The organism is Yersinia sp. Marseille-Q5920 (assembly GCF_946902935.1).
Taxonomy (GTDB): Bacteria; Pseudomonadota; Gammaproteobacteria; order Enterobacterales; family Enterobacteriaceae; genus Yersinia; species Yersinia rochesterensis.
Map to the genome: position 1 here is coordinate 50,151 of NZ_CAMPQA010000016.1, position 21,438 is coordinate 71,588.

The window sequence follows — 21,438 nt, forward strand, 5'->3', positions numbered from 1 at the left end:
ATAACAGACCTTATTATTAATGAGAGGAATCGTAAATATTGTTTAAAAATATGTTATTTTCTGCAGACCGTCTTCTTACAAGGCCTGTATTACCATGATTAGTGATATCTAAAAACTCATTAGCTGCTGATTCATATTCTTCAGAGTTAATTAATCTTAATAAAGCTGGTGCTTTATTAGCCGCAAAGAAAAACTCCCCACAGTTAAATAACAAACTAACCAGGGCATCAAACTCATACTGATACAAATCAACATGAATATCTCTTTTTACACCATTTTCAAATCTGATTAAATCAGCATCAAAAATTTCTTTCGCTTTATCTTGGGTAATCCCTCCCTGATACTCAGACGGTAATGTAATGTTCTCACATCTTAGTTTTTCTATTAAATGCCCGAAACCTATGGTGCAGTATCCTTCCGAGTCATTATAAGCATTAAGACCTAATGACTCCCACCCCTTGATAAAGGCTTTTCCGTTTTCGGATGTACATAGTGTACTTATGTCTAGACGCTCCCCATAAGAGGCCTTCTTTATAAATGTATTTGTATATCCTTCTGATAAGATATCAATAGGATCAACCAAATCACTACGCCTTAAAAATGGAGGACGTGTTCTATCTGTGAGAGGCGTATTAATATTATAAGCAATCTGGCCAGAGTATAGTTCAAAATGCAGCATATAAACAGTGACGCCGCCGAATGTAAGCGTTGGTTGTCCTGTCGCTGGATTTACAAGCTTACCTGTATTGCCAATATGATATCCCTGCTTTACTTCATCCCCTATTCTGACAGTGATACTCGGTGGATCCAACTCCCCATATCTGGCAATAAATTTGCGTCCGTCAAATGTTGTATGAAGAATTGTTATCTCATTCGTTCCATCATAGAACGGGTTTGTACCAAGAACTTTTCCATCACAGACCGCCACCACTTTCTCATATGGTTTGGTATATAAATCTCGCGCAGCATGCTTCCTGCGGCCACCACTACGATTAGTTCCATATGCAGCCATATTCAGTTGATGCATATTTCGCCAGTCATAACGGGACCACACGTGCTCGGGATCGTTTTCCGGCTTCACTATTAATGGGAAAATCACCTGTTTTTCCAGTTCCAAATTCAATGCACCCAAAAACGCCACCGGGTGCATGTGCCATAGCTCTGGGCCCATTCCTGGTAACGACTTCATCCACTTTATTTTCTCGATAAACGCTTCAATATACGTTTTCCACAGCGGCGCATCTGTCGTCAATGTGTCCAGATAAGTCTTCCAGAGTGGGTCATCCTTACCGCAATACCACTCGCTGGTATGTTTCGCGATTATCCGGTACCGATGGTCACGATAAGAGACGTTATGCACCGCCTGAAGATATTCTTGTTCTGAATAAACCCCATCGTGATTACTGTCAATATGCTCAAGCAGGCGTCGGTAATTATGTTCATTCAACACATGGCTGGTGCGGGTTTCATCCTGAGCGGCTTTATACATCTGTTCCAGAATGCCTTTCACGATATTATCCGGATGCTGCACCCCATCTAACAGGTTAAAACTCTCCGATGTTTTATCCAGCGCCACAAAACCCAGTTCACCTAAGGCATATTGCGACAACTTTTGCACACTGCTTGCAGCCAGATAGCCATTTTCCCTGTGTATCTGGTAATAAGCCGGTCGCCCGTCAACATCCACTACCGGTACTTTCGATAACGTCACAATACCCTGAGTCAGCGTTTTGCGCGTGCTGTCCACCATCTGCCCCGCCGCATCCTTCGCAAACAGTGCAGCAGCTTTCGGATACTTCAGAAAAGCAGGGGTTTGCTCACCCACGTGATCCGGGTTGGTGAGAAACGTCGGCAGCGTATCATCCATGCTAAAACACTCAATATGCACCTGATAGCGCGAGCGTTTGCCATTCTCTTCCGGCAGTTGGAAAAAGCCCATATGCCCGATGCTGTCGCCGCCGTTAATGGTCATGGCCGTAGCCGGTTTGACCACTTCACCAAAGACCAATGTACTTGCCGAAGTCGTTGGCGCGACTGGCGTCAAACTGTCACCATCAGACACTATCCAGACGCGATCACCTTTCTTTTGCTTACCTACATCACGACCCAATGTGACCAGGCTGAAGGTATTCACCGCATCCGTTGGGGCAGCGCCTGCCGTGACTGTCACCGGTCGTGCAACCTGCTGTGCGGCATTATCCGGTTCATAAGTTAGCGGGAAACCCGCAGCCACTTTACCTGCGGATTTGCGAGCCAGAACATCATCACCACTCAGGTAATACGCCCAGTCCGTGCGAGATGTGCAGCTCACCCTGCCTGCGGGCTGAGCGCCATAAGCCGGTGTGCATTTTGCCCACCAGCAGGGCACCGGCACTGATGATTCAGCTTTTAAGCTGCCTTGATCGGAGACGGTCCAGACCTTCGCCCCCGCACTCAGCGTGGTGCCTGCTGCATTTGTTGTCTCTTCAGCTATCGTGACTTCAGTGAACTGCCGACGATCGCTGCTGCGGGTGATGATGTTGTCACTCAGGGTCACTGACGTATCTTTAACCAGTGTTCCGGCTGCACGGCTTGCTAGTACATCGTCCACACTACTGTAATATCGCTGAATACTGGCAGTCTTCCTGTTGCAATCTCCGCCTTGCAGTGCATAAGCAGAAAAAGGGGCCAAATTCATATACAACGTATAAAACGTCAGCCCGCTGTCATCGGTTTCGCCCGGCTGAACGTAATGCTTCACCAGCACAAATGATGTTGAAAAGTGCAGTTTTTCATCCCGCCACGGGATGGCCGTGCTCTCATAATCCTTGCACACCCGATAAGCCACTATCTCACCATCCGCCATACAGTGAATAAATTGCTCACCCTTGTATGGCTCTCGGCGATACTGCTGTTCCACAGCACTGTTGGTGCTCAATGCACACCAGGGTATGGTCGCATCAGTAATGTGAATACCTCCGTGCCACATCCCCTGACTTCCCACCAGGTACTGCCCTGAGCTTTCACCGTCAAGCTTCGACAGCAAATCCTCAGCGGTTGAAAACGCATGACCATTTTTATTCGACGGTACGGGATAACTGAATTTGGGTAGTTTTGCTGGCATAGATTACTTTCCCTGTTAATCGCAGGCCCATTTGGCTGAGTTTTTGGTAGTAACAGTGACATCCGTTTGTTTAAAGTCTGGAGTTTCCAAAGGCAAACTATTGCCAGACCCCGGCACCACATAATTTGCCGTTTTCATAATAAAGTCCCCTGCCGAGCCGTGCTCTATCCCGCTCTGACTCAGTTTCAGGTACGAGCCCCCGCCATTCAGCGTTAGCGTTTTCGGCGTGCTGATGATGATTTCATCCTCACTGCTGGTGATAGTGACCTGTTGTTTGGCGAAGAGGGCCAGCGTGTTGTGCTGCGCCTGAATTTCTACGTCGCCCTGATTAGCCACCAGCTTTGCCCCGTCTTTATGCACAAACAGCCCCAGCGCCTTTTCGACCGAGACGGAAAGGTTTTTCATCGCGCCAATATCAAGGTGCTGACCCGCATTAATCATGGTGTTGCGGGCGCTGGTCATCTGTAGATGTTCACCAGAGGTGAGGGCAATCCCTTGCGGGGCACTCGCCAGGATGACGGCGGATTGCAAACCAGACAGCCGCTCTTTGACCAGGTTAAGCTGGGTCTGAATATCCGAGAGCAGCGCCCCGGCCTGCTCTGCTGCCGAGTTCAGCGCCTGCATTTCGCTATTAGCCTGATTAATCAGGTTAATCGCGGGTGCCATCTCCAATACCTGCCCCTGCGCTTTCAACTGATCATCTGCCGTCAGAAAAATCCCTTTGGCCGCACGGACAGCACCAAACTCGTCAGTGCGCAGTTCAAATCCACTGCCGCGCGGTTCCCGCTGCGCATTGACCAAATGGCCCATGTTCAGTTGGCTCTTACCAAATTCCGTCGCGAGCTTAATGTGTTCTTGTTGGCGCAAGTCTTCCATCCGCAGCTTATTGTTTGCCGGGGTGCGCCAGATATTGCGGGTATGGTTATCACTGGTGACGTGATCAGGATGTTCGGAATCATGCTGCGTATAGGCAATATAAGGCCGGTCTGGGTCGCCACTGTCAAACACCACCGAAACTTCTGTGCCGTCAAGCAGCGGGGCATGCCAGCCATAGGTATCACCGGCATAGGGTTTTGCCATTCGCAGCCAAAGATAAGCATATCCCTGCTCTGTGCCGTTGCGGTCAAAGTCCAGTTTCACCCGGTAGCGCCCTTGGTCGTCCAGCCAGGCGTAAGTATCTCCTTTCTCTGTACTTTCTACTCTCGCGGAGAGAGAACCGGAGATCACCGGACGGTTAAGTAGTGCTGGGCGATAGCAGACAGTTTCACTGTAAGGGATGCCGTCAAATTCCGACTGGAAACTGCTTTTCCGTGAGCCGCGACTGCGCACTGTCGTTATGACAATGCCATCTTTCAACCCCTCCGGTAGCGCACTATCAGTTTCCAATACTTGACCGGGGGCCAGTAATGGACGAGTGGAGCGGCCCGTGACGGTCAACTGGACGTTGAGAATGCGCTCATGCCGTATCCGGGCATAAAATGCGCCAGTTTCGGTACTTTGGATATCACCTTCGGATAAAAATGGCTCCGCATAGTGATAAACCTCGCCCGTCGTAATCCCTTCCGGGCTGCTGATATTCTCAGTGCTGTCCTGCGGAATAAGTGCCTGACGGTAGTTATAGTCGCGCGTGGCCACACTGTCGCTCACCACGTTGTACGCGGTTTGGATATCCCAGAGACTCTCTTGCCCGCTGTCACTCATGCCCGCTGGGTTGCGCAATGGAAGCCGGGTGCCGAACTGGTATTGTTCTTGGGAGTCCTGAAATATCACGACGTCCTGCTCAACGCGGCTATCCATTTCAAAACGCCAGAAAATGCCAACTTCCGCCAGCAAGCGCTGCACAAATTCCAGGTCATTTTCTCGCCACTGGGTAATCAGTTCCCGCGCGGGATATTCACACGACAAACGAAATTCAAAGTCAGGCCCGTCAAAACCGTGCTTGCGCAGAACCTGCTCGACAACTTCCGTCACGGATTGGTTAAGGTAAATCTCATTGTTTTTTGTATGCTTTAGCAGCGCGATGCGCGGTACCAACGTCAGTGAATACCGAGTTTCATCAGCAGAGGTCGAGAGTCGACGAAAAGACTGCACGACACCATAGACCGTTCGCACTGGCACCGCAGGCCCGCCATTAAACATCGGGGTTTGGAAAGTGAAAGATCCCGGCTTAAGCAACAGCGTGTCGCAGGCGATGTCCGATTCGCTACAGGTGAGTGAGACATTATACTGCCAGGGGCGACTGAAAGACTCTTCGGCATGAAAACTCAGCACATCCAGGAAGTGCGGGCAGTCATGTACGGCCACATGGTAACGTGATTGCCCCAAAGACTGTTTTAACTGGCTGGCAATGTTGGTCAGTATCGAATCACTCATCATTCACTCCTTGAAATTCCAGTGTGATCCCATCCGCTTCATCCCAGCCCAGCGTCAGGCCGGTCGGTTTTTGCTGTAATGCCAAACGTTGAAGTAACTGTTGGCTTAACACCGGCAAGATTTGTTGATTTAGCAGACTGTCGATATTGCGCGCGCCGGTGTCTGGCAATAAGCAGGCGGCGACCAGAGTCTCGGTCAGACTCTCTTCAATCTGGCAGCTCAGGCCGTAGTGCCGTTGTAGCCGCTGCGCCACCTGATTCAGTTTGATCGCCACAATGCGTTTTAGCGCGTCCACCTGAAGTGGGCGGTAAATCAAGGTCTGGAAGCGGGCCAGCAGCGCGGGCTGGAAGTGATCGCGCAGGATCGGGCGCAGCAGTTCATGCAAAGTGCTATCCGGCGTTTCCGGTTGTTCATCCAGTAGTTGCATCAGATGATCACTGCCCAGATTGGCGGTCATCACAATGACCGTGTTACGAAAATCAATTTCGCGCCCTTCGCCGTCGCGCATAAAACCACGGTCAAATACCTGATAGAACAGGTTCAGCACATCGCGGTGGGCCTTCTCAACTTCATCCAGCAACACCACGCTGTACGGCCGCTTGCGCACCGCCTCGGTGAGAATGCCGCCCTGGCCGTAACCGACATAACCCGGTGGCGAACCTTTGAGCTGGGAAACAGTGTGAGCTTCCTGATATTCCGATAAGTTAATAGTAATCAGTGATTTCTCACCACCGAACAGTGTGTCGGCCAGCGCCAGTGCCGTTTCGGTTTTACCTACACCACTCGGCCCGACCAACAGGAATACACCCAGAGGGCCATTCTCTGGTGTCAGGCCAGTTTTAGCTGCCCGCAGCCGTTGCGCCAGTGCGCTCAATGCCCCATCCTGCCCAATCACCCGCTCACCCAGAAGGCTTTCCAGTGACAACAAGTTGGTTTGTTCGTCTTTGAGTAAGCTGCCCAGCGGCACGCCAGTCCAGTCGGCAATGACAGTGGCGACGGTGCGGACATCAACATCCAGCGACAGCAGCGGCGCGTTGCCCTGAATCTGGTTAAGTTCTGCCTGCAACTCCGCCAGATGTGCCACGTTGGCGATATCCTGACGCGCTTCAATAATCAGGGTGGTCAGCCGCTTCTCTGCTTCATATTGCTGTGCAAGCTGCTGTTGCCCAATAATCAGCTCGGCGCGGCGTTTATCAATCTCAGGTAAGCGCGTTGAACTGACATTCGGCAGCAGCAGTAAATCCTGTTCGATAGCCTGTTGCTCCATCGCCAGCGCGGCAAGTTCGGCGTTAATTTCCATCAGCGCGGCCGGCTGGGTGTCGATACTCATGCGGACACGGGCACCGGCGGTGTCGAGCAGATCCACCGCTTTGTCTGGCAGTTGGCGGCCGGTCAGGAAGCGGCGCGACAGGGTAACCGCCGCGGTGATAGCAGAATCCAGAATATGCACGCCGTGGTGCTGGGCGTAGCGGCCCTTTAAGCCGCGCAGCATCAGGCTGGCTTTCGCGTCGTCCGGCTCGTCAACTTTCACCATCTGGAAGCGGCGTTCCAGTGCGGCATCGCGTTCAAAATACTGTTTGTATTCCGACCAAGTGGTGGCGGCGATGGTGCGCAACTCACCACGGGCCAATGCCGGTTTCAATAAGTTAGCGGCATCTGCGCCACCGGCCTGATTACCTGCGCCAATAATGGTGTGAGCTTCGTCAATAAACAGCAGCACCGGCGTCGGCGATTGTTGCACCGCCTCAATGACATTTTTCAGCCGCTGTTCGAACTCGCCTTTGACCCCCGCCCCGGCTTGCAACAGGCCCAAGTCCAGAGTGCGCAGGCTGACAGTTTTCAGGCTATCCGGCACGTTGCCTTCAGCAATGCGCAGTGCCAGCCCTTCAACCAGCGCGGTTTTACCGACGCCCGGTTCACCGACCAGAATCGGGTTGTTTTTACGGCGGCGCGACAGGATATCGACCATTTGGCGGATCTCAGTATCGCGACCAAAAATCGGGTCAATCTGCCCGGTTTTCGCTTTGGCGGTGACGTCCAAAGTGAATTTATCCAGCGCCGCTTGCAGGGCATCATTCAGTTGGGGCTGACCGCTGGTAGAGGTAGTAGTCGCTGCCTCATTGGTCAGATTGACCGGGCTGTCTGCCAGTGCCGCTGCCTGCTGCACCTCAGGACGTTCATCGGATTGGCTATCCAACAACGGTAGCAAGCGGTGTAACTGGGTGGTACTCAGGCTGAGCAACGGCCAGGCGGCATCGGCGGCCAATAATGATGGCGAATTTATCAGAGCAGATAACAGATGGGCGGAACGCACCGCATCAGCATTCTCCTGCAACGAGGCATCCAGCCAGGCACTTTTGATCAATTGCTGTAACGCGGCTGACAACTGGGGCTTACCCTGCACGGTGCGCGGCAAAGTCTCTAAATGCGCCAGTAATCCTTGCCACAGGCTGTCCATGTCCCACTCATAACGCCGGGCAATGACGGTGATATCGCCTTCACCCTGTTCCAGCAGTTTCAACAACCAATGTTCAACGGTTATCTCGGCATGGGCGCGGGTCTGACACAGGGTAGCGGCACCGGCCAGTGCCTGCGCACAATAGGGATTTAACCGACGTAATAAGTGTGCTGAATGCGTTGTCATAAATTCTCTTCCTTGTCTGTCATTTACCCAGTCAGGCACGCTACCGCCCGTAGCCATCAACCAAGGCCCATAAGGTCATCTGATAAAATATCAATGCGTTTAGCTAAATACCGATGAGCCGATATTGAGCTAAAAACACAAAAAAAGCAGACGGCGAACCGTCTGCTGGGTGTTATTACGCCGTAGCGCGTTCGTTCCAAGAATCGGAATGAATGATGTTGCCGTCTTTAAAGGTCCAAGTGATTTTTTCGTAGCGCAGTTCCACCAGTTCCAGGTGGTTGTGCTTCTCTTTCGCCGGATCTTTCACGTCGTGCATTTTCGGCGCAACTTTGACCACTTTGACGTTTTCCAGTTTGGTGTTGAAATATTCAACTTCCTGGCCAGCGTCATCAATACGGTACCATTTGAACTCGGCGGTTTTCAGCGTCTGACCGGTGGTCACCGCTTTGTACAGATACGGTGTGGACGCATCGATTTCTTTGGTGAAAACGAACGGGGTATGGATACGGGTACCGGTCAGTTTGCCGGTATTGTTATCGGTTGGGATGTACAGGTTATGATCCTGTGCCACGATCTCAATGCTGCCTTCACGGCTTTGCACATCAACAGAACCCTTAATGTCTGCACCGCCGTCGTCTTTCAGCCACAGATAGACTGGAATTGCCATGGTTAACTCCTTGTTACTTACTGAATGAAGTCGCTTGTTCCTGCGACCGGTTTTCCTTCATCTTTCAGGTTGCTGCCTAACCGCAACCTGAAATCTATTGGGCATTTTTTTCGGGCACCTGACAGGCATCGGCCTGCGGTACCAGACTAATTTCGACCCGACGGTTAAGCGCGCGCCCTTCCGTTGACTCATTAGTCGCGATAGGGCGTGTCGCCCCGTATCCCTGTACCGCAAAGCAAGTTGGCGAGACGTCGCTGGTTGACAGCATCCAGTCACGCAGAGCTTCGGCACGTTTAAGTGAAAGTGTCTGGTTGGCGCTGGCATCACCGGTGATATCAGTATGCCCAGCCACCACGATCAGCCAGCCGGGTTTGGCCCTAATATCAATTAGCGCGCTGACCAGCATTTTGGTGCTGCCCGGTTTGAGTTGATACTTGCCGGTGTCAAATAGCGATAACGCGTCGAGACGGACGGTTTTTGGCGTTTGCTTTTCCACCGGTGTAGGAGGCGGTGGCGGCGGAATGTAGGTATCAATGGCTTGTTGAAGGGCCAACCACAGACGTTGCCCTGGGTATAACCCCAGACTGTATTTCAGAGGCTCCCCCTGCCGCTGCCAGCGCTCAAGTAACAGGGTATCCTGTTGAAGAGCGGCGAGTGCCTGCGCTTTGGGCTGGTAGTGAGTCATCGGAATCGCATGCCAGCGTTGCAAATCCGTCTCTACCTGATAGATAAGGCTCCGGTTATTAGCCACAGAAAATCCAATGGCCCCCAGAGCACATAACATCAGAAGGCACACTACACGGCGAGAATCTTGCCCGCCCTGTACCGGTAAAGCATAAGGCGACAGCAGCGGAAGCACCGCATCAGGAAAACTCTCTGAAACTTCAAACTTCGCTGGTGTTTGAGCAAGTTGAAGACCGGTGCGGCGATACAGCCATTGAACCCAAAGGGAGTGGTCTTCCCTTCTCGGATAACCGGTACGCAGTGCAACCGCAAAAGGAGGCACCGGCGGGCAAAGCCGGTCAGTCTTCTCTAGCTCATCAAGCAAAATTTCACGGATAAAGGTAAATGCCTGGCTCAGGATAGGGAGGAGCGTGATGTTATCTGCCGAGAGTTGCCATTCCTGTAGTGGGATGAGAGTTTCATTCGCTGGACACACCACAGCATCGGCCCCACGAACAATATTCCACGGTGTTTCAGGCCCGGAGAACTGGCAACTTAAAACCACGGGTAACCGAAAGCCGGTCAGCAAACTCAACTGTTTGATCTGTTGACGCAATGCTTTCAGTGATGCCCGCAGCACCGCCTCATCCTGATGCTGGTCCGGCAGACAGTTGTACATAATTGAAAGTTGCCCCAGTTGGCGGGGCTGTTGTAGCTGAATGTTGCGAACAATCTCGGTGAGCGCACTAATGTCACCGACGCGCAGCCAGCAACCTTGCGCGGTTTTTCTCAACGGCCGCTCTGGAAACAGGTTATCCAGCCCGTCTCCACACACCAGCACTACAGGGCTTTGGTTTTCAATCAGTGGCAAATCTACTGTGGCAATGGTGCCAGCTGCATCGGAGCGACGGCGACAGGGCTTTCAGCGTTTCATCCCGCTGGGCCTGATCCACCGTTTTCACGCTGTACAATCCCTGAAAACCCAACGATAGCACTCGGTGATAGCACGTTAACACCGCTGCGACAGGTGCTGGTTGCCGCAGCACTTCAGCAATACGATCCCAAATAGCTTCACCGGCGTGCAGGGAACCGAAAAAACGGGCCTGAAGGGGTGCCGTTCGCCAAGCTCGTTGCCCGTCGTCGACAGTGATTTCCTCACCCTCTTCGGTACCCTTTGGCTTACGGCTCATCACGGTTTCATCAAGCAGGGCGCACTGAGCATAAGTAATGTGTTCAATGCTGGCGTCGTCGTAGCCAGCTTTCTCCAGCGCTTCACGAACAGTTTCAACCTGTTTTAGGCAATTCTGATACAGCGCTTTACCATCAGGTGTGGTGGCTCCGTGTCGCAGCATGGCGACCGTCAACCAAGTTTCTGTCATCAGTTGGTCAATATCGATTTCTTGTCTCATGAGCGCAACACCGCAAATAACTCAAGTTCCAGTGACCCCAGAAGAGAAGGGACATAGAACATACACACCCCTTGATCCAACATGTCTCGGGCAGCCACACTTTCCATATCGAGCGCAAAATACTGATTTTCCAAACGAACTGGCAGCGCAGCAGGGACGCGATTTACCGCAATAAGCGGAATGCCTTTTAGCGCCACACTGTAGATTTCATTCACATCATCTGGAGAACCCGCCTTGCAAAGCGCTGGGAATCGCTCGGCAATTTGCCAAGCTGGAATATCAGAGCGCACAGAGAGGTACAGATCCGCTTCCTCGCGCAAGCGCACATCATGCAAGGATGCTTTCCATGTCTGTTCATCAGGGCGTGACATTTCCAGAGCAATAACCCGTGATGGCAAACTGGCTTCCAATAATCCGCTAATAAGATCAAACAGCGGTGGGAACGTATTACCCGGTTCCGCGTGGTCATACCCCGGTATCGCATCAAGATCGCTATCGAGCGAGAAAGTCAGCATGCTCCCAGCCAGACGCGCCAACTCAGCCCAAACTTGCTCAGGATGGCGAGCAGGGAAACGCTCATATTCGGTCAATACACGAGCGTGAGAGTTAAGGGCATTGAGCAACCAGAAGAGGGAAACATCCGCAACTGCGAAGTCGGCCAGCCGTTCGTTACTCTCACGGCGCATCGACATCAAGCGCTGACGGCGGGAGCGCAACTGGCGATTCAGCAAAACCAGACGCTCACGCAATATCGGGCTGGCAGAAAATAGCACCATTGGGGGGATAAACTGGGGGTCTTGACGCCATCCGCCCTGCCCATCACGCACCAGACGCGCAATTGCACAGGTTTTCCACGATTCGTTGCTTTCATGCTGGAAACGAATCGTCAGGTTAAAACGTGCCACCGCCATCGATTCTTCTTCAGGCCCAAAAGCATCTGGAACAGTGACCCATTCCTCGCGATAACGCAGTGGGCGTTCAGAAACAGTGACTTCCTGCTGCACATTGGACGTTCCCGGCTGCATCAGCGGCAGGGCAAGCATGACAGTCACCGCCTCCTGACCCGCGATCTGGTTGATCACCAACTCACGTGCTACAGGGGGTAAATCACTGTTGAGTGTGTCAACCAATGTGCCGTCAGGGAGCCAAAGCCGCAGGTGACGGATTTGTATCAGTCCGGAAGACAGTAAATTGTCATCAAAATCCACCTTTTCCACGCCCCATGGGAATGGGGAGGCCAATGAAGCCACTCCAGCACTCCTGAAGGATTCCCATTCTGACTGTTGCTGGAACTGCTGAGGGGACAGCAATGCCCCCTCATTCCATAACGGACGATAAATTTTCATCGTGTCTCCGTTTATGCCTTAGCCTTCGGCATCTGGGAAACCAATGACAAATTCACATCCATGCCTTCCACTTGGAAATGTGGCACGGCATACAGTTTGACGCGGAAGAAACCTGGGTTGTCTTCAATATCTTCGACCGTTACTTTCGCATCACGCAGTGGATGGGACGCCTGCAAATCATCACCCGGATCAGTCATTTCCGTCACCAGCGTGCGGATCCAATTGTTCAGTTCCAGCTCCAGCAAACGGCGGTCTTTGGTGGTGCCGATGTTCTCGCGCTGGATCAGTTTCAGGTAATGGGCAATGCGCGACAGCAGGAAGATATACGGCAGACGGGCATTGATGCGGCTGTTGGCGGTAGCATCAGCAGTGTCATACAGCGCCGGTTTCTGGGCGGAGTTAGCCGAGAAGAAGCACGAGTAATCACGGTTTTTGTAGTATGACAGCGGGATAAAGCCCAGGTTGGCAAACTCAAATTCGCGTGTTTCCGGGATCATCACTTCTGACGGGATTTTCACCTGATTACCGGTACCCAAGTCATACAGGTGGATTGGCAGGTTGGTGACTGCACCACCGGCCTGTGGCCCACGGATCTGTACGCACCAGCCATTTTTAATGAAGCTTTTCACCATGTTGGCGGCAAAGGCAAACGAGGCATTGGTCCACAAATAGCGATCGTGGTCTAGCCCTTTCACCTGTTCAACGTAGTTGAAGCTACGCACTGGCACAGTGTCTGGCCCGTACGGCAAACGCCCCAGCACGCGCGGCATGGTCAGGCCGATATAGCGGGAATCATCCGAGTCGCGGAAAGCTTTCCACTTGATGTATTCGGCGCGGTCAAAGTAGTTAGCGATATCTTTGATCGCCGCCACTTCTTCCATGTTCTCTTTGCCAAAGAACTCGGGGCCAACGGAACCGATAAACGGCATATGGGCCGCCGCCGCTACCTTGGAGATATTGCGCAATAAGGCGATATCTTGCGGGCTGCGGTCGAATTCATAGTTGGAGATAGCCGCTGCAATTGGCTCGCCGCCGGGGGTGTCGTATTCCTGAATGTAAGTCTGAGTATATAACCCGCTTTGCACGATTTCAGGCGCGTCTTCAAAATCCTGTACCAGATGATCTTTGCTAATATCCAGTAATTCAATACGAACGTTTTGACGGAAATCGGTTTGATCAATCAGGGATTTAACGCCACGCCAGGTGGACTCGACACGCTGGAAATCAGGGTGGTGCATCACCGCATCCAACTGACGACTAATTTGGTCATCCAGTGCTGCAATGTGACCATCCAGCAAGGTTTTATCCAGCTTCTCTACTTTTTTTGACGACTGCTTCAGCAAGTCTAAAAAGACACTGACGGCGGCGGTGACGCGCTCATCGGTGGTGGCATCCGCCATAGCATCGTTATTCTGGAAAGCATCCAGACCGGTCAATGAAGATACCGGGCTTAGGTTGATTTTTTCAAACAAAGAGGCGTAAACCCCTTGGGCTACAGGGTTATTCTTTTCTAAAACGGTGGTGGCAGTACCCTGCGCAGTGTTTTCCTGTACAGACATCAGCATGTTCCTTTTCTTCTTTCTAATGGCAAGCAGCCAATCCAGCGATTAACAGTCTTTTGGGGCCAGGGCCGCCAGTTCAGCGCGTAGTTCATCGCTCAAGGCATCGTCTTTGAGGATATTTTCCAGCTCACGACGGAAGGTGGCGTTGTCCAGCAGATTGGATTTCAGGTCACGCAGCAGGTTGCGCATGGCCAGCAAGGCGCGTAGTTGCGGGATTTGACGCGCGACGCTTTCCGGTTCGAAATCTTTCATCTCACGGAAAGTCAGAGACACGGCAGTATCAGTGTTATCGCCTGCCAGCGTGTCAGGTACGGCCAGTTGCAAGCTCGGTTGGAATTCGGCTAACACACTGTTAAAATTGTTTTTATTGATATTGAGCTTTTCACGTTCGGACAGCGGGCGCTGTTCCTGACCGTTGCTGTAATCACCCATTACCAACAACTTTAAAGGCAGCTCCATTTTCTTTTGAGCGCCACCTGTATGCAGGTCTAACTTAATATTAATACGCGCTTTGGGTATTTCATTTTGGAAGCTTGAAGAAGACATCGACATTCCTTGTTAGGGAAGAGAATTAAGGAAATCCATTCCTGATAAAACGCGTAAAAATAATCTACTTGTGTGAACACAATATCTAACACCCTCCGATACGTCGGGCGTATGTAATAACAAAATAATTGTCCGTAGATAACCTTACCCATTCACAGGATGGCATAACACGGTATCTGATAGGTATTTTTCACACACATAAGCACATCAATTAAATACCCGAGGCGCAGTGTAGAAACATTAGGTACTTAACACCAACGCGTTAAATGTAACTAAATGTAACCATTAAAACAAAATAATCAATATAACATCTCATTGATGTGTAAGACTTTTCTTACATTAGAAACGTAAACCCATACTGTAAAAGGGTTTAATAAATATCATAAAAATTAAAGTAACAGCTTTGGAAGTGTGTTGTAGGAATATGCCTACAAATATTTTTTCAGAAATGTGACATTCGTCGGGGATGTTTGATTACAAGAATCAGAAATAAGAGATAAATCTATTATCACTGTGAATCAATTAACCTCTATTAACGTAAATATAATTTATTGCAAGAGAGTGTCATTGAATTTTTGAGCATAGTCCTCTACCCCCGCAGAACTTAATTTTCTCGGAGCCAATATGCACAAGAGTGCTAGCCAGATGATGGCTGAGCACCCTTAATATTTATTCTAAAATGGAAAACATGCTAAGTAACTATATAGTTTAGGTTTTTGTACACGTCATGAATGTATCAATAGGTGAAGAGATAATATAATCATTATTGTTCACTTCAGTCACTTTGTCGGCAGAAACAAGCTATGAAAGTCTGGATCTCGGTGGAAAGGGGCGATATTTTTGCGAAGGATCTGTCTGCATGATAGATGTCCTGACCGTGTGTTTCTTTCATCCTGACAATTTTCCCCTGTGACCGCTTCAGCATAGCTGACAACAACTAGCGTAAATCCGACATAACATTAATTTGAATTTTTAATATTCTCTTCCTGGTATAGAAAGCAAGATCATGCTTTCTTTAACTGATAATCTACTATTAACATCCAGATGAGCATCAACCAGAGCGTCGAATTGCCACTTAAGCATTCTGATTATTGTGATATAGGAAAGGTAACGCATGAATAAAAACCGGATATCTAAAATGCTATTAGGCGCGATGGCCTTTGTCAGCACCATCACGCTAATTCCCGCAGCACAAGCCTGTACCCGAGCTGTTTATCTGGGGCCGGAAGATTTAGTAATAACCGCCCGCTCGATGGATTGGAAAGAAGATCTTCATTCTGATCTGTGGATATTCCCACGGGGAATGGAGCGCACTGGGAATGCGGGGCCAAACTCAGTGACCTGGACATCAAAATATGGCAGCGTGATCACCGCCGCCTATAACATTGCGACTACTGACGGCATGAATGAAAAGGGCTTAGTGGTGAATATGCTGTGGCTGGCTGAATCCCAATACCCAGAGCCAACCCCAGCTAAACCTAACATTTCACTGGCAGCCTGGGGGCAATATGTTCTTGATAATTTTGCGACCGTCGATGAAGCGGTTAATGAATTTAAAAAAGATCCTATTACCGTATTAACCAGTAATGTCCCTGGTCAGGAAAGGCTGGGCACCATTCATCTCACACTGTCAGATGCCAGTGGTGATAGCGCCATATTTGAATATATTGATGGCAAGCTCATTATCCACCATAACCGGGAATATCAGGTGGTCACAAACTCACCGACCTATGATAAACAATTAGCAATTAACTCATATTGGCAAAGAATTGGTGGCACCAACATGCTACCGGGCACCAATAGCTCCAGTGATCGTTTTGTTCGAGCACAGTTTTATATTAATGCGATTCCCAAATATACCGATAAGCAACTGGCTACAGCGAGCGTATTGAGTGTTATTCGTTCAGTTTCCGTTCCTTATGGTATCAGTACACCCGATGAACCGAATATCTCCTCCACCCGTTGGAGAACTCTCTCAGACCAGAAAAATAAGATTTATTATTTTGAATCTACATTGATGCCAAATACATTTTGGGTTGATTTTAATAAGGTCGATTTTTCAAAATCTGCTGACGTGAAAAAGCTGAAGATCAATACGCCACAAGCGGCTCAGTATACTGGCGATGTCTCATCACATTTCCAACCAGAAAAACCGTTTGTATTTGAACCTGTTATTCAGAAAACCTAATGCAACCTGTTGAGCAGTAGAGTAAAAATGGGGAGAGAATCACCCTAATGCTATTAGCATAGCGCTATTCTCTCCCCTGTTTATTGGCACCATAATCTACATGGCTCACTGCTCCAGCAGCTAATGCAGCAGTGCCAATGATTCTGAAGTATTCGTCATTTTGCCCATCACAAAAGCCAGATTAGCGGCAGCGACCAAAGAAGCGGCATGCGCGTCAGCGCTCATTTGCTGCGCATTCAACAACCCATTGGCAGTCTCATTAGCCACTGTTATGGTGCCGACACCATTGCGATAAGATTCCAGTGCGGCGTCATAGGTAATAAAGGAGGTTTTCACCAAATTGAGTGCCGCCTGATTGGATTCAAGCGCAGAGCGCAATGTATCTGCCGCCACCACGATTTCACGCACTGCCAACTCCTGCGTTTTCTTAAATCCTTCGGCAGCAACTGCGGCTCGGGATTCTGCCTCTTTCACCCGCGCCGCGCGAATTCCGCCATCATAAAGAGGGACACTGACGCCGACCAAAATACTGGAAGATGAGGTTTGTTGGCTGATGCCGGGCAAGCCCTGAATATCAAAACGCCCATCCCCCCCCGCCACAGCCCCGGCCAGATAGACTTTCGGCAAGAAATCAGCTTCCGTTGCTTTGATACCCGCTTTGGCGGCTTCAACCGCCGCATAACTGGCTAACACATCCGGCCGCTGGGAAAGCGCCAGCCGAATCATTTTTTCGGTAGGTGCGCTGATCCCCTTTGGCAAAGCACGATCCTCGGCATACCCGACTTTGATATCCAATGACGGAGAAACGCCCATCGCGCCCAGCAATGCCTGATAAGCATCACGTTCAGTGCCCTTTGCCATCACGCGACGTAATTCAGACTGTGCAACCTGCTGCTGCGCCAGCGCCACTTCAACTGTCGTCGCGACCCCATTCTTACGGCGTTCCTCGGCAGCATCTTGAATTTTTAAGCTATTCTTCAGTGTTTGCTCTGCTATCTGGCGCTGAGTTTGTGCCACGCCATATTGGAAGTAACTGCGGGTGACATCATAAATGAGCTTTTGGTGCATACCATTGAAGGTCACATTCGCGGCATAGGAAGTCTGTTTAGCGGCGTCAAGCAGCGCGCTGCGCTGACCAAAATCAAAGATAAGCCACTGTAATGCCAAAGCAGGAACCACTGCACTGCCGGAGGTTTTTAGATCCTTATCGCCGCCAATCGCGTAAGGTAACGGCGTGGTGGTACTCTGGTAGCCGCCAATCACACTCGCTGAAATGATAGGTAAAAATATCGCCTCCCCCATTCCTACCGCCAGTGCTGCTTGCCGCGCTTGTTGCCAGGCAATTCGAGTATCCGGATTCTGACTTTGGGCGATATCAATCAATTCTGGTAACGAATAAGCGCGGTCACTTTTTATGGTCGGCGGCGGGGCCAATTCCGCCACCAACGGATTCGGTGGGACAGAAAAGTTACCGCTCCCCACCGAAGCATTGGCATCAGGCGACCAAGGTTCGGTATAAGATGCAGGTGCAAGATCCAAGCGATCTGTAGCACAACCGGCGATCAACATGCTCAGACTCAATACCGAGCCAGTCAAACTTATTTTGACTATCCGGGCCGTCAATACAACGTGCGTCATCATGTCATCCAATTCCCAGAAGTTCCTCAAGCCGCTTTATACGTTGTTGAATAGTCAGATCAATTGGCAATAGCTCTTTTTGTAATAACTCTTGCCGTAATGATGCGCCATTCTGTTTTTGCTCATTAGATAATGCCGTAGCATCGCCACCTGTCGAAAGCCGACGCAATTGTTCTACATCGGACGCCGATTTTTCAGTGGGGAGAAACAACACCGGGCACAACTTGCCCATTTCAGCCAGTATTGCTTGTAAGCGCGCACACTCTTCTCGCGAAGGGCGCAATTGCGCGGGTTCGAAGGGGATCAGCGCCAGCTCTTCTTGCGCACTGTTAATCTCCGCCTCAACAGTGGTGGCCTCTCTTAGCGCCGCAGGCCGTGCATCGGGCGATAATGCAGCCAAATTGGTTAGCGATTTCAAGGCATTATTGATATGGACACGCACCGCATCTGTAATCGCCACCGGCCACAATCGGGTGAAAATCACATATACCACCAGATTACCCAGCAAAATACCCAGCACTCTATCAAGGGCCACGCCCAGATCGGTACTCGGCCCAAAACCTTGCAATACCGTCAGCAGGAAGGCCAATCCTACCTGCACACCGGCATACGCGATGCGCTCACTGCCACATGACACCCAAGCGGCCAATAGAATGCAGCCAAACACCAACGCCATTAATTGCCCAATATCATTCAGATGGGGAATGATGAAGATAATCGACAGCACCCCCATCAGCGCCCCAATCAAGCAACCAATAATCCGTAAAACCAGTTTATGCACCGTCTCGCCGGTGGTGCCCAGCGCCGCAACATAGCAAGTGATCATGGCGGTATGAATATCCTGCCAGTCCAACGCGGTGTAAATCAGATAGCAAATCAGCGCCGCGGCCGTCGTTTTCAGAGCAAACTGCTGATGAACAGGATTGGTGAGGGCATCTGCGGCAAAGAATGAGGATTTCGGCGCATCCAAATCTTGCCCACTCTCCCCGGTCGCCAATGCTCTCAGCGCGTTGCTGATTTCCTTGATTTCATCACTGGCACTTTCACTAGCAAAGTGAGGAATATCAACCACATTTCTCGCCAAAATTGCCTGTGCCGCAGCACTACAGTAGCTCGCCAGTTCAAGGCGCACATTCTTCGGTGAGGCTACAGGTAAAGCCGAGGTCGCCAACAGTAACCGGTAACTGCTTTTTACCGCGTTCTCCAGCCAAGCCGCTTCAGCCGAGGGGCGCAGATGAAAAATACGCACAAAAAGCGCCCGTTGTTGATGCTCATTTTGCCCTTCTTGTAGCAAATCCCCAACACCGGCGAGGTTGGCGGCACTAGGTTCGCGCAATGCCTCCGCCACGGTAGATAGCCGCTCGGATAAGCTGGCGCGCAATAACGTCTGAGGTGCCCGGCCAAAGAAAAGGTTGAAGCCAATAATCAATAACATCGGGGAAACAGCCATTAGCCAAGCATACAACAGCCCCCGCGTTGCCACTTCCCCCATGGGAATATTGCTCAGCAACGTCATCACAAAAGCAATCACCAGCGCAATAATACTGCCGACCGGGCCGAGTTTGCTGGCCGAGCCGAGATAGAGAAACAAAAATGAGCTGACAATCAAAGCCGCCATGCGCAATGGTGCAGCTTCCAACGTGAAGTGGATAAGTAGGAATACCAAACCGACGACCAGCGATACCAATATGGTGATAGCAATAGCCATCACCATGCTCTCTACACCATCCGGTTTCATCACGAAAATAATGAGATAACAGCTGAGCGCGGATTCTGGAATGCCGTAGACCATAGCAACCAGAGTCATCAATGCACAAAGCGCAGCAACGCGCCAGGCCATCGCCACCCGCCCGGGGAAATAGGCTAAATCAGCTTTTGCCTGGCGGATGATGCCGCCAAGGGTACCGTCAGCAACCGTCGTCATTACGCACGATAACCACGGCAGTTGCCCCAACTCGCATCAGGTCCTCCGGCGGTTTTTCCAGACTGATTCTCACTGGGAAACGCTGGACAACACGCACCCAATTTAATGACTTCGGCACATAAGGCAGGCCACGCGGGATATTCAACATATCTTCAGAACTCACGCCCCAACCAATCCCCTCGACCCGCCCTTGAATCGCGCGCTGTCTGTCCGCCATCACATACACAGTGGCACAATCTCCCACTTTGATATGCTTCAATTCTGTCTCGCGGAAAAATGCTGAGGCATGCCAATGTTCGGTATTAATGAGAGTAAAAATGGCCTGATCCGGGACAACAAACTCCCCTGTTGAGACAGTCAACCCGACAACCCGGCCATCGTGGGGCGCACGAACTTGTGTATTCGCCAGTTCGCGTTCGGCAATCGCCAATGCTGCTCGTCGTGCCACCACCAGCGCTTCAGAGGCGGCGGTACTGCTCACCAAAGCCTCTGCGGCAAACGATTGTTTTAATGCTTGTTTTAGGCTGACTTCGGCATCATGCTTCGCCGTCGCTGCATCATCGACCTGCTGCGCGGTAACATAGCCTTTCGGGAGCAAAGGTTGCAGACGGGCCAATGTCTGAGTGGCTAATTTGAGATTGGCCTGCGCTCGGACAATTTGTTCATTAGTAATTGCCGCGTTGGATTGCTCAGCGACCACAGTCCGTTGCTGAGTATCGCGGGCGGCCTCCGCCATTTTCAACTCGGCCTGCGCCTGTTCGACTTGTAGCCGATAAAGATCCGGATCAATGGTAAACAACAGGTCGCCCCGCTGAACTTTGCTATTTTCCTCGACATTGATCGAGATAATACGGCCCGGAACCGCGCTGACAACATGCACCACACTGGCTCCCAGCTCTGCATCCTCAGACAACGGATTCAGTGTGGTCTGCCGCACTGACAGCCAGCCGAAAATCACGGCGGCAACAATGATAACGCCAGCAACAATGAGTGCCAGTTGCCGCTTGCGCCCACTCCCCTGTAGTTTATTCATATTTATTATTCATCGCGTAAACAGTAATAGGGAACAGATGAATGCCACAGCCAGCGCCAGGCAGACATACACCAATAGCCGCCAGGGCAGCACGTCATCAATACCAACGCGAATAAATACGACACGAGCAATCACCGCCGTGATTATTCCGATAAAAGCGCAAGCCATCCAGGAGGGGAAATAGGAACCCACCAAGGAAAATGAGGGCGCTGCGGCACCTGAGCAGCCACTCAGGGCGATAGCGGATAACAGAACCCATGGCCCACGCCATAGATTCGGTTTTATGGCACTTAAAAGCCCCTGCTGCTTCCTGAGGGAAGTCATATTATTCATTGAACAACC

Annotated in this window: 12 protein-coding genes and 2 pseudogenes; 1 reads left to right on the forward strand and 13 read right to left on the reverse strand. The window is 50.8% G+C overall.

Features of this window, described 5'->3' with window-relative positions; genetic code table 11:
- Positions 1-16: 16 nt before the first annotated feature.
- From OVO64_RS18585 to tssB, 9 genes and pseudogenes are all read right to left on the reverse strand, one after another.
- Positions 17-3,103: a glycoside hydrolase family protein gene (locus OVO64_RS18585; protein ID WP_145510206.1), complete on the reverse strand. Its 3,087-nt coding sequence runs from the start codon at positions 3,101-3,103 to the stop codon at positions 17-19.
- Positions 3,104-3,118: 15 nt separating this feature from the next.
- Entirely contained in the window at positions 3,119-5,476 is a 2,358-nt protein-coding gene (locus tag OVO64_RS18590; RefSeq protein ID WP_267248938.1) for a type VI secretion system Vgr family protein, read from the reverse strand.
- Positions 5,469-8,120: a type VI secretion system ATPase TssH gene (gene tssH, locus OVO64_RS18595; RefSeq protein ID WP_267248939.1), complete on the reverse strand. Its 2,652-nt coding sequence runs from the start codon at positions 8,118-8,120 to the stop codon at positions 5,469-5,471. Before tssH ends, OVO64_RS18590 begins: the two co-directional genes overlap by 8 nt.
- Positions 8,121-8,295: 175 nt before the next feature.
- Positions 8,296-8,787: an Hcp family type VI secretion system effector gene (locus OVO64_RS18600; protein WP_002210014.1), complete on the reverse strand. Its 492-nt coding sequence runs from the start codon at positions 8,785-8,787 to the stop codon at positions 8,296-8,298.
- A 94-nt stretch (positions 8,788-8,881) separates the two neighbouring features.
- Positions 8,882-10,372 (reverse strand): annotated as a pseudogene (locus tag OVO64_RS18605) (OmpA family protein); the annotation flags it as partial.
- Positions 10,362-10,859: pseudogene (gene tssL / locus OVO64_RS18610) on the reverse strand (type VI secretion system protein TssL, short form); the annotation flags it as partial. The pseudogenes OVO64_RS18605 and tssL, both read right to left, overlap by 11 nt.
- On the reverse strand, positions 10,856-12,205 hold the full coding sequence (gene tssK / locus OVO64_RS18615) for a type VI secretion system baseplate subunit TssK (RefSeq protein WP_145510208.1): 1,350 nt from the start codon (positions 12,203-12,205) through the stop codon (positions 10,856-10,858). The pseudogene tssL and the gene tssK, both read right to left, overlap by 4 nt.
- Positions 12,206-12,216: 11 nt before the next feature.
- Complete coding sequence (tssC, locus tag OVO64_RS18620; protein ID WP_267248940.1) at positions 12,217-13,770, reverse strand: type VI secretion system contractile sheath large subunit; 1,554 nt, start codon at positions 13,768-13,770, stop codon at positions 12,217-12,219.
- A gap of 42 nt (positions 13,771-13,812) precedes the next feature.
- A complete protein-coding gene (gene tssB / locus OVO64_RS18625; protein WP_038630699.1) occupies positions 13,813-14,313 on the reverse strand; it encodes a type VI secretion system contractile sheath small subunit in 501 nt (166 codons plus the stop codon).
- Between the two features lie 1,153 nt (positions 14,314-15,466).
- Between tssB and OVO64_RS18630 the strand changes: the two genes are divergently transcribed.
- On the forward strand, positions 15,467-16,501 hold the full coding sequence (locus OVO64_RS18630) for a linear amide C-N hydrolase (RefSeq protein WP_390613887.1): 1,035 nt from the start codon (positions 15,467-15,469) through the stop codon (positions 16,499-16,501).
- A gap of 120 nt (positions 16,502-16,621) precedes the next feature.
- Here the strand turns inward: OVO64_RS18630 and OVO64_RS18635 are convergent, their stop codons facing one another.
- Genes OVO64_RS18635 through OVO64_RS18650 form a run of 4 tightly spaced genes read right to left on the reverse strand, consistent with a single transcriptional unit; the run spans position 16,622 to position 21,429 of the window.
- A complete protein-coding gene (locus tag OVO64_RS18635; protein ID WP_120011465.1) occupies positions 16,622-18,142 on the reverse strand; it encodes a TolC family protein in 1,521 nt (506 codons plus the stop codon).
- A gap of 1 nt (position 18,143) precedes the next feature.
- Positions 18,144-20,063 (reverse strand): FUSC family protein, encoded by a 1,920-nt coding sequence (locus tag OVO64_RS18640; protein ID WP_038630693.1) that lies wholly within the window; start codon positions 20,061-20,063, stop codon positions 18,144-18,146.
- On the reverse strand, positions 20,047-21,096 hold the full coding sequence (gene mdtN, locus OVO64_RS18645) for a multidrug transporter subunit MdtN (RefSeq protein ID WP_038630691.1): 1,050 nt from the start codon (positions 21,094-21,096) through the stop codon (positions 20,047-20,049). The genes OVO64_RS18640 and mdtN overlap by 17 nt, the downstream gene beginning before the upstream one ends.
- 9 nt (positions 21,097-21,105) lie before the next feature.
- Positions 21,106-21,429 carry a YtcA family lipoprotein gene (locus tag OVO64_RS18650; RefSeq protein WP_042562477.1) on the reverse strand — a complete coding sequence of 108 codons (324 nt, stop codon included), beginning with the start codon at positions 21,427-21,429 and terminating at the stop codon, positions 21,106-21,108.
- Positions 21,430-21,438: the final 9 nt, after the last annotated feature.

Coding starts and splice junctions, on each gene's coding strand:
- OVO64_RS18585 (WP_145510206.1), bottom strand. CDS start 3,103: ATGCCAGCAAAACTACCCAAATTCAGTTATCCCGTACCGTCGAATAAA.
- OVO64_RS18590 (WP_267248938.1), bottom strand. CDS start 5,476: ATGAGTGATTCGATACTGACCAACATTGCCAGCCAGTTAAAACAGTCT.
- tssH (WP_267248939.1), bottom strand. CDS start 8,120: ATGACAACGCATTCAGCACACTTATTACGTCGGTTAAATCCCTATTGT.
- OVO64_RS18600 (WP_002210014.1), bottom strand. CDS start 8,787: ATGGCAATTCCAGTCTATCTGTGGCTGAAAGACGACGGCGGTGCAGAC.
- tssK (WP_145510208.1), bottom strand. CDS start 12,205: ATGAAAATTTATCGTCCGTTATGGAATGAGGGGGCATTGCTGTCCCCT.
- tssC (WP_267248940.1), bottom strand. CDS start 13,770: ATGCTGATGTCTGTACAGGAAAACACTGCGCAGGGTACTGCCACCACC.
- tssB (WP_038630699.1), bottom strand. CDS start 14,313: ATGTCTTCTTCAAGCTTCCAAAATGAAATACCCAAAGCGCGTATTAAT.
- OVO64_RS18630 (WP_390613887.1), top strand. CDS start 15,467: ATGGCCTTTGTCAGCACCATCACGCTAATTCCCGCAGCACAAGCCTGT.
- OVO64_RS18635 (WP_120011465.1), bottom strand. CDS start 18,142: ATGATGACGCACGTTGTATTGACGGCCCGGATAGTCAAAATAAGTTTG.
- OVO64_RS18640 (WP_038630693.1), bottom strand. CDS start 20,063: ATGACGACGGTTGCTGACGGTACCCTTGGCGGCATCATCCGCCAGGCA.
- mdtN (WP_038630691.1), bottom strand. CDS start 21,096: ATGAATAAACTACAGGGGAGTGGGCGCAAGCGGCAACTGGCACTCATT.
- OVO64_RS18650 (WP_042562477.1), bottom strand. CDS start 21,429: ATGAATAATATGACTTCCCTCAGGAAGCAGCAGGGGCTTTTAAGTGCC.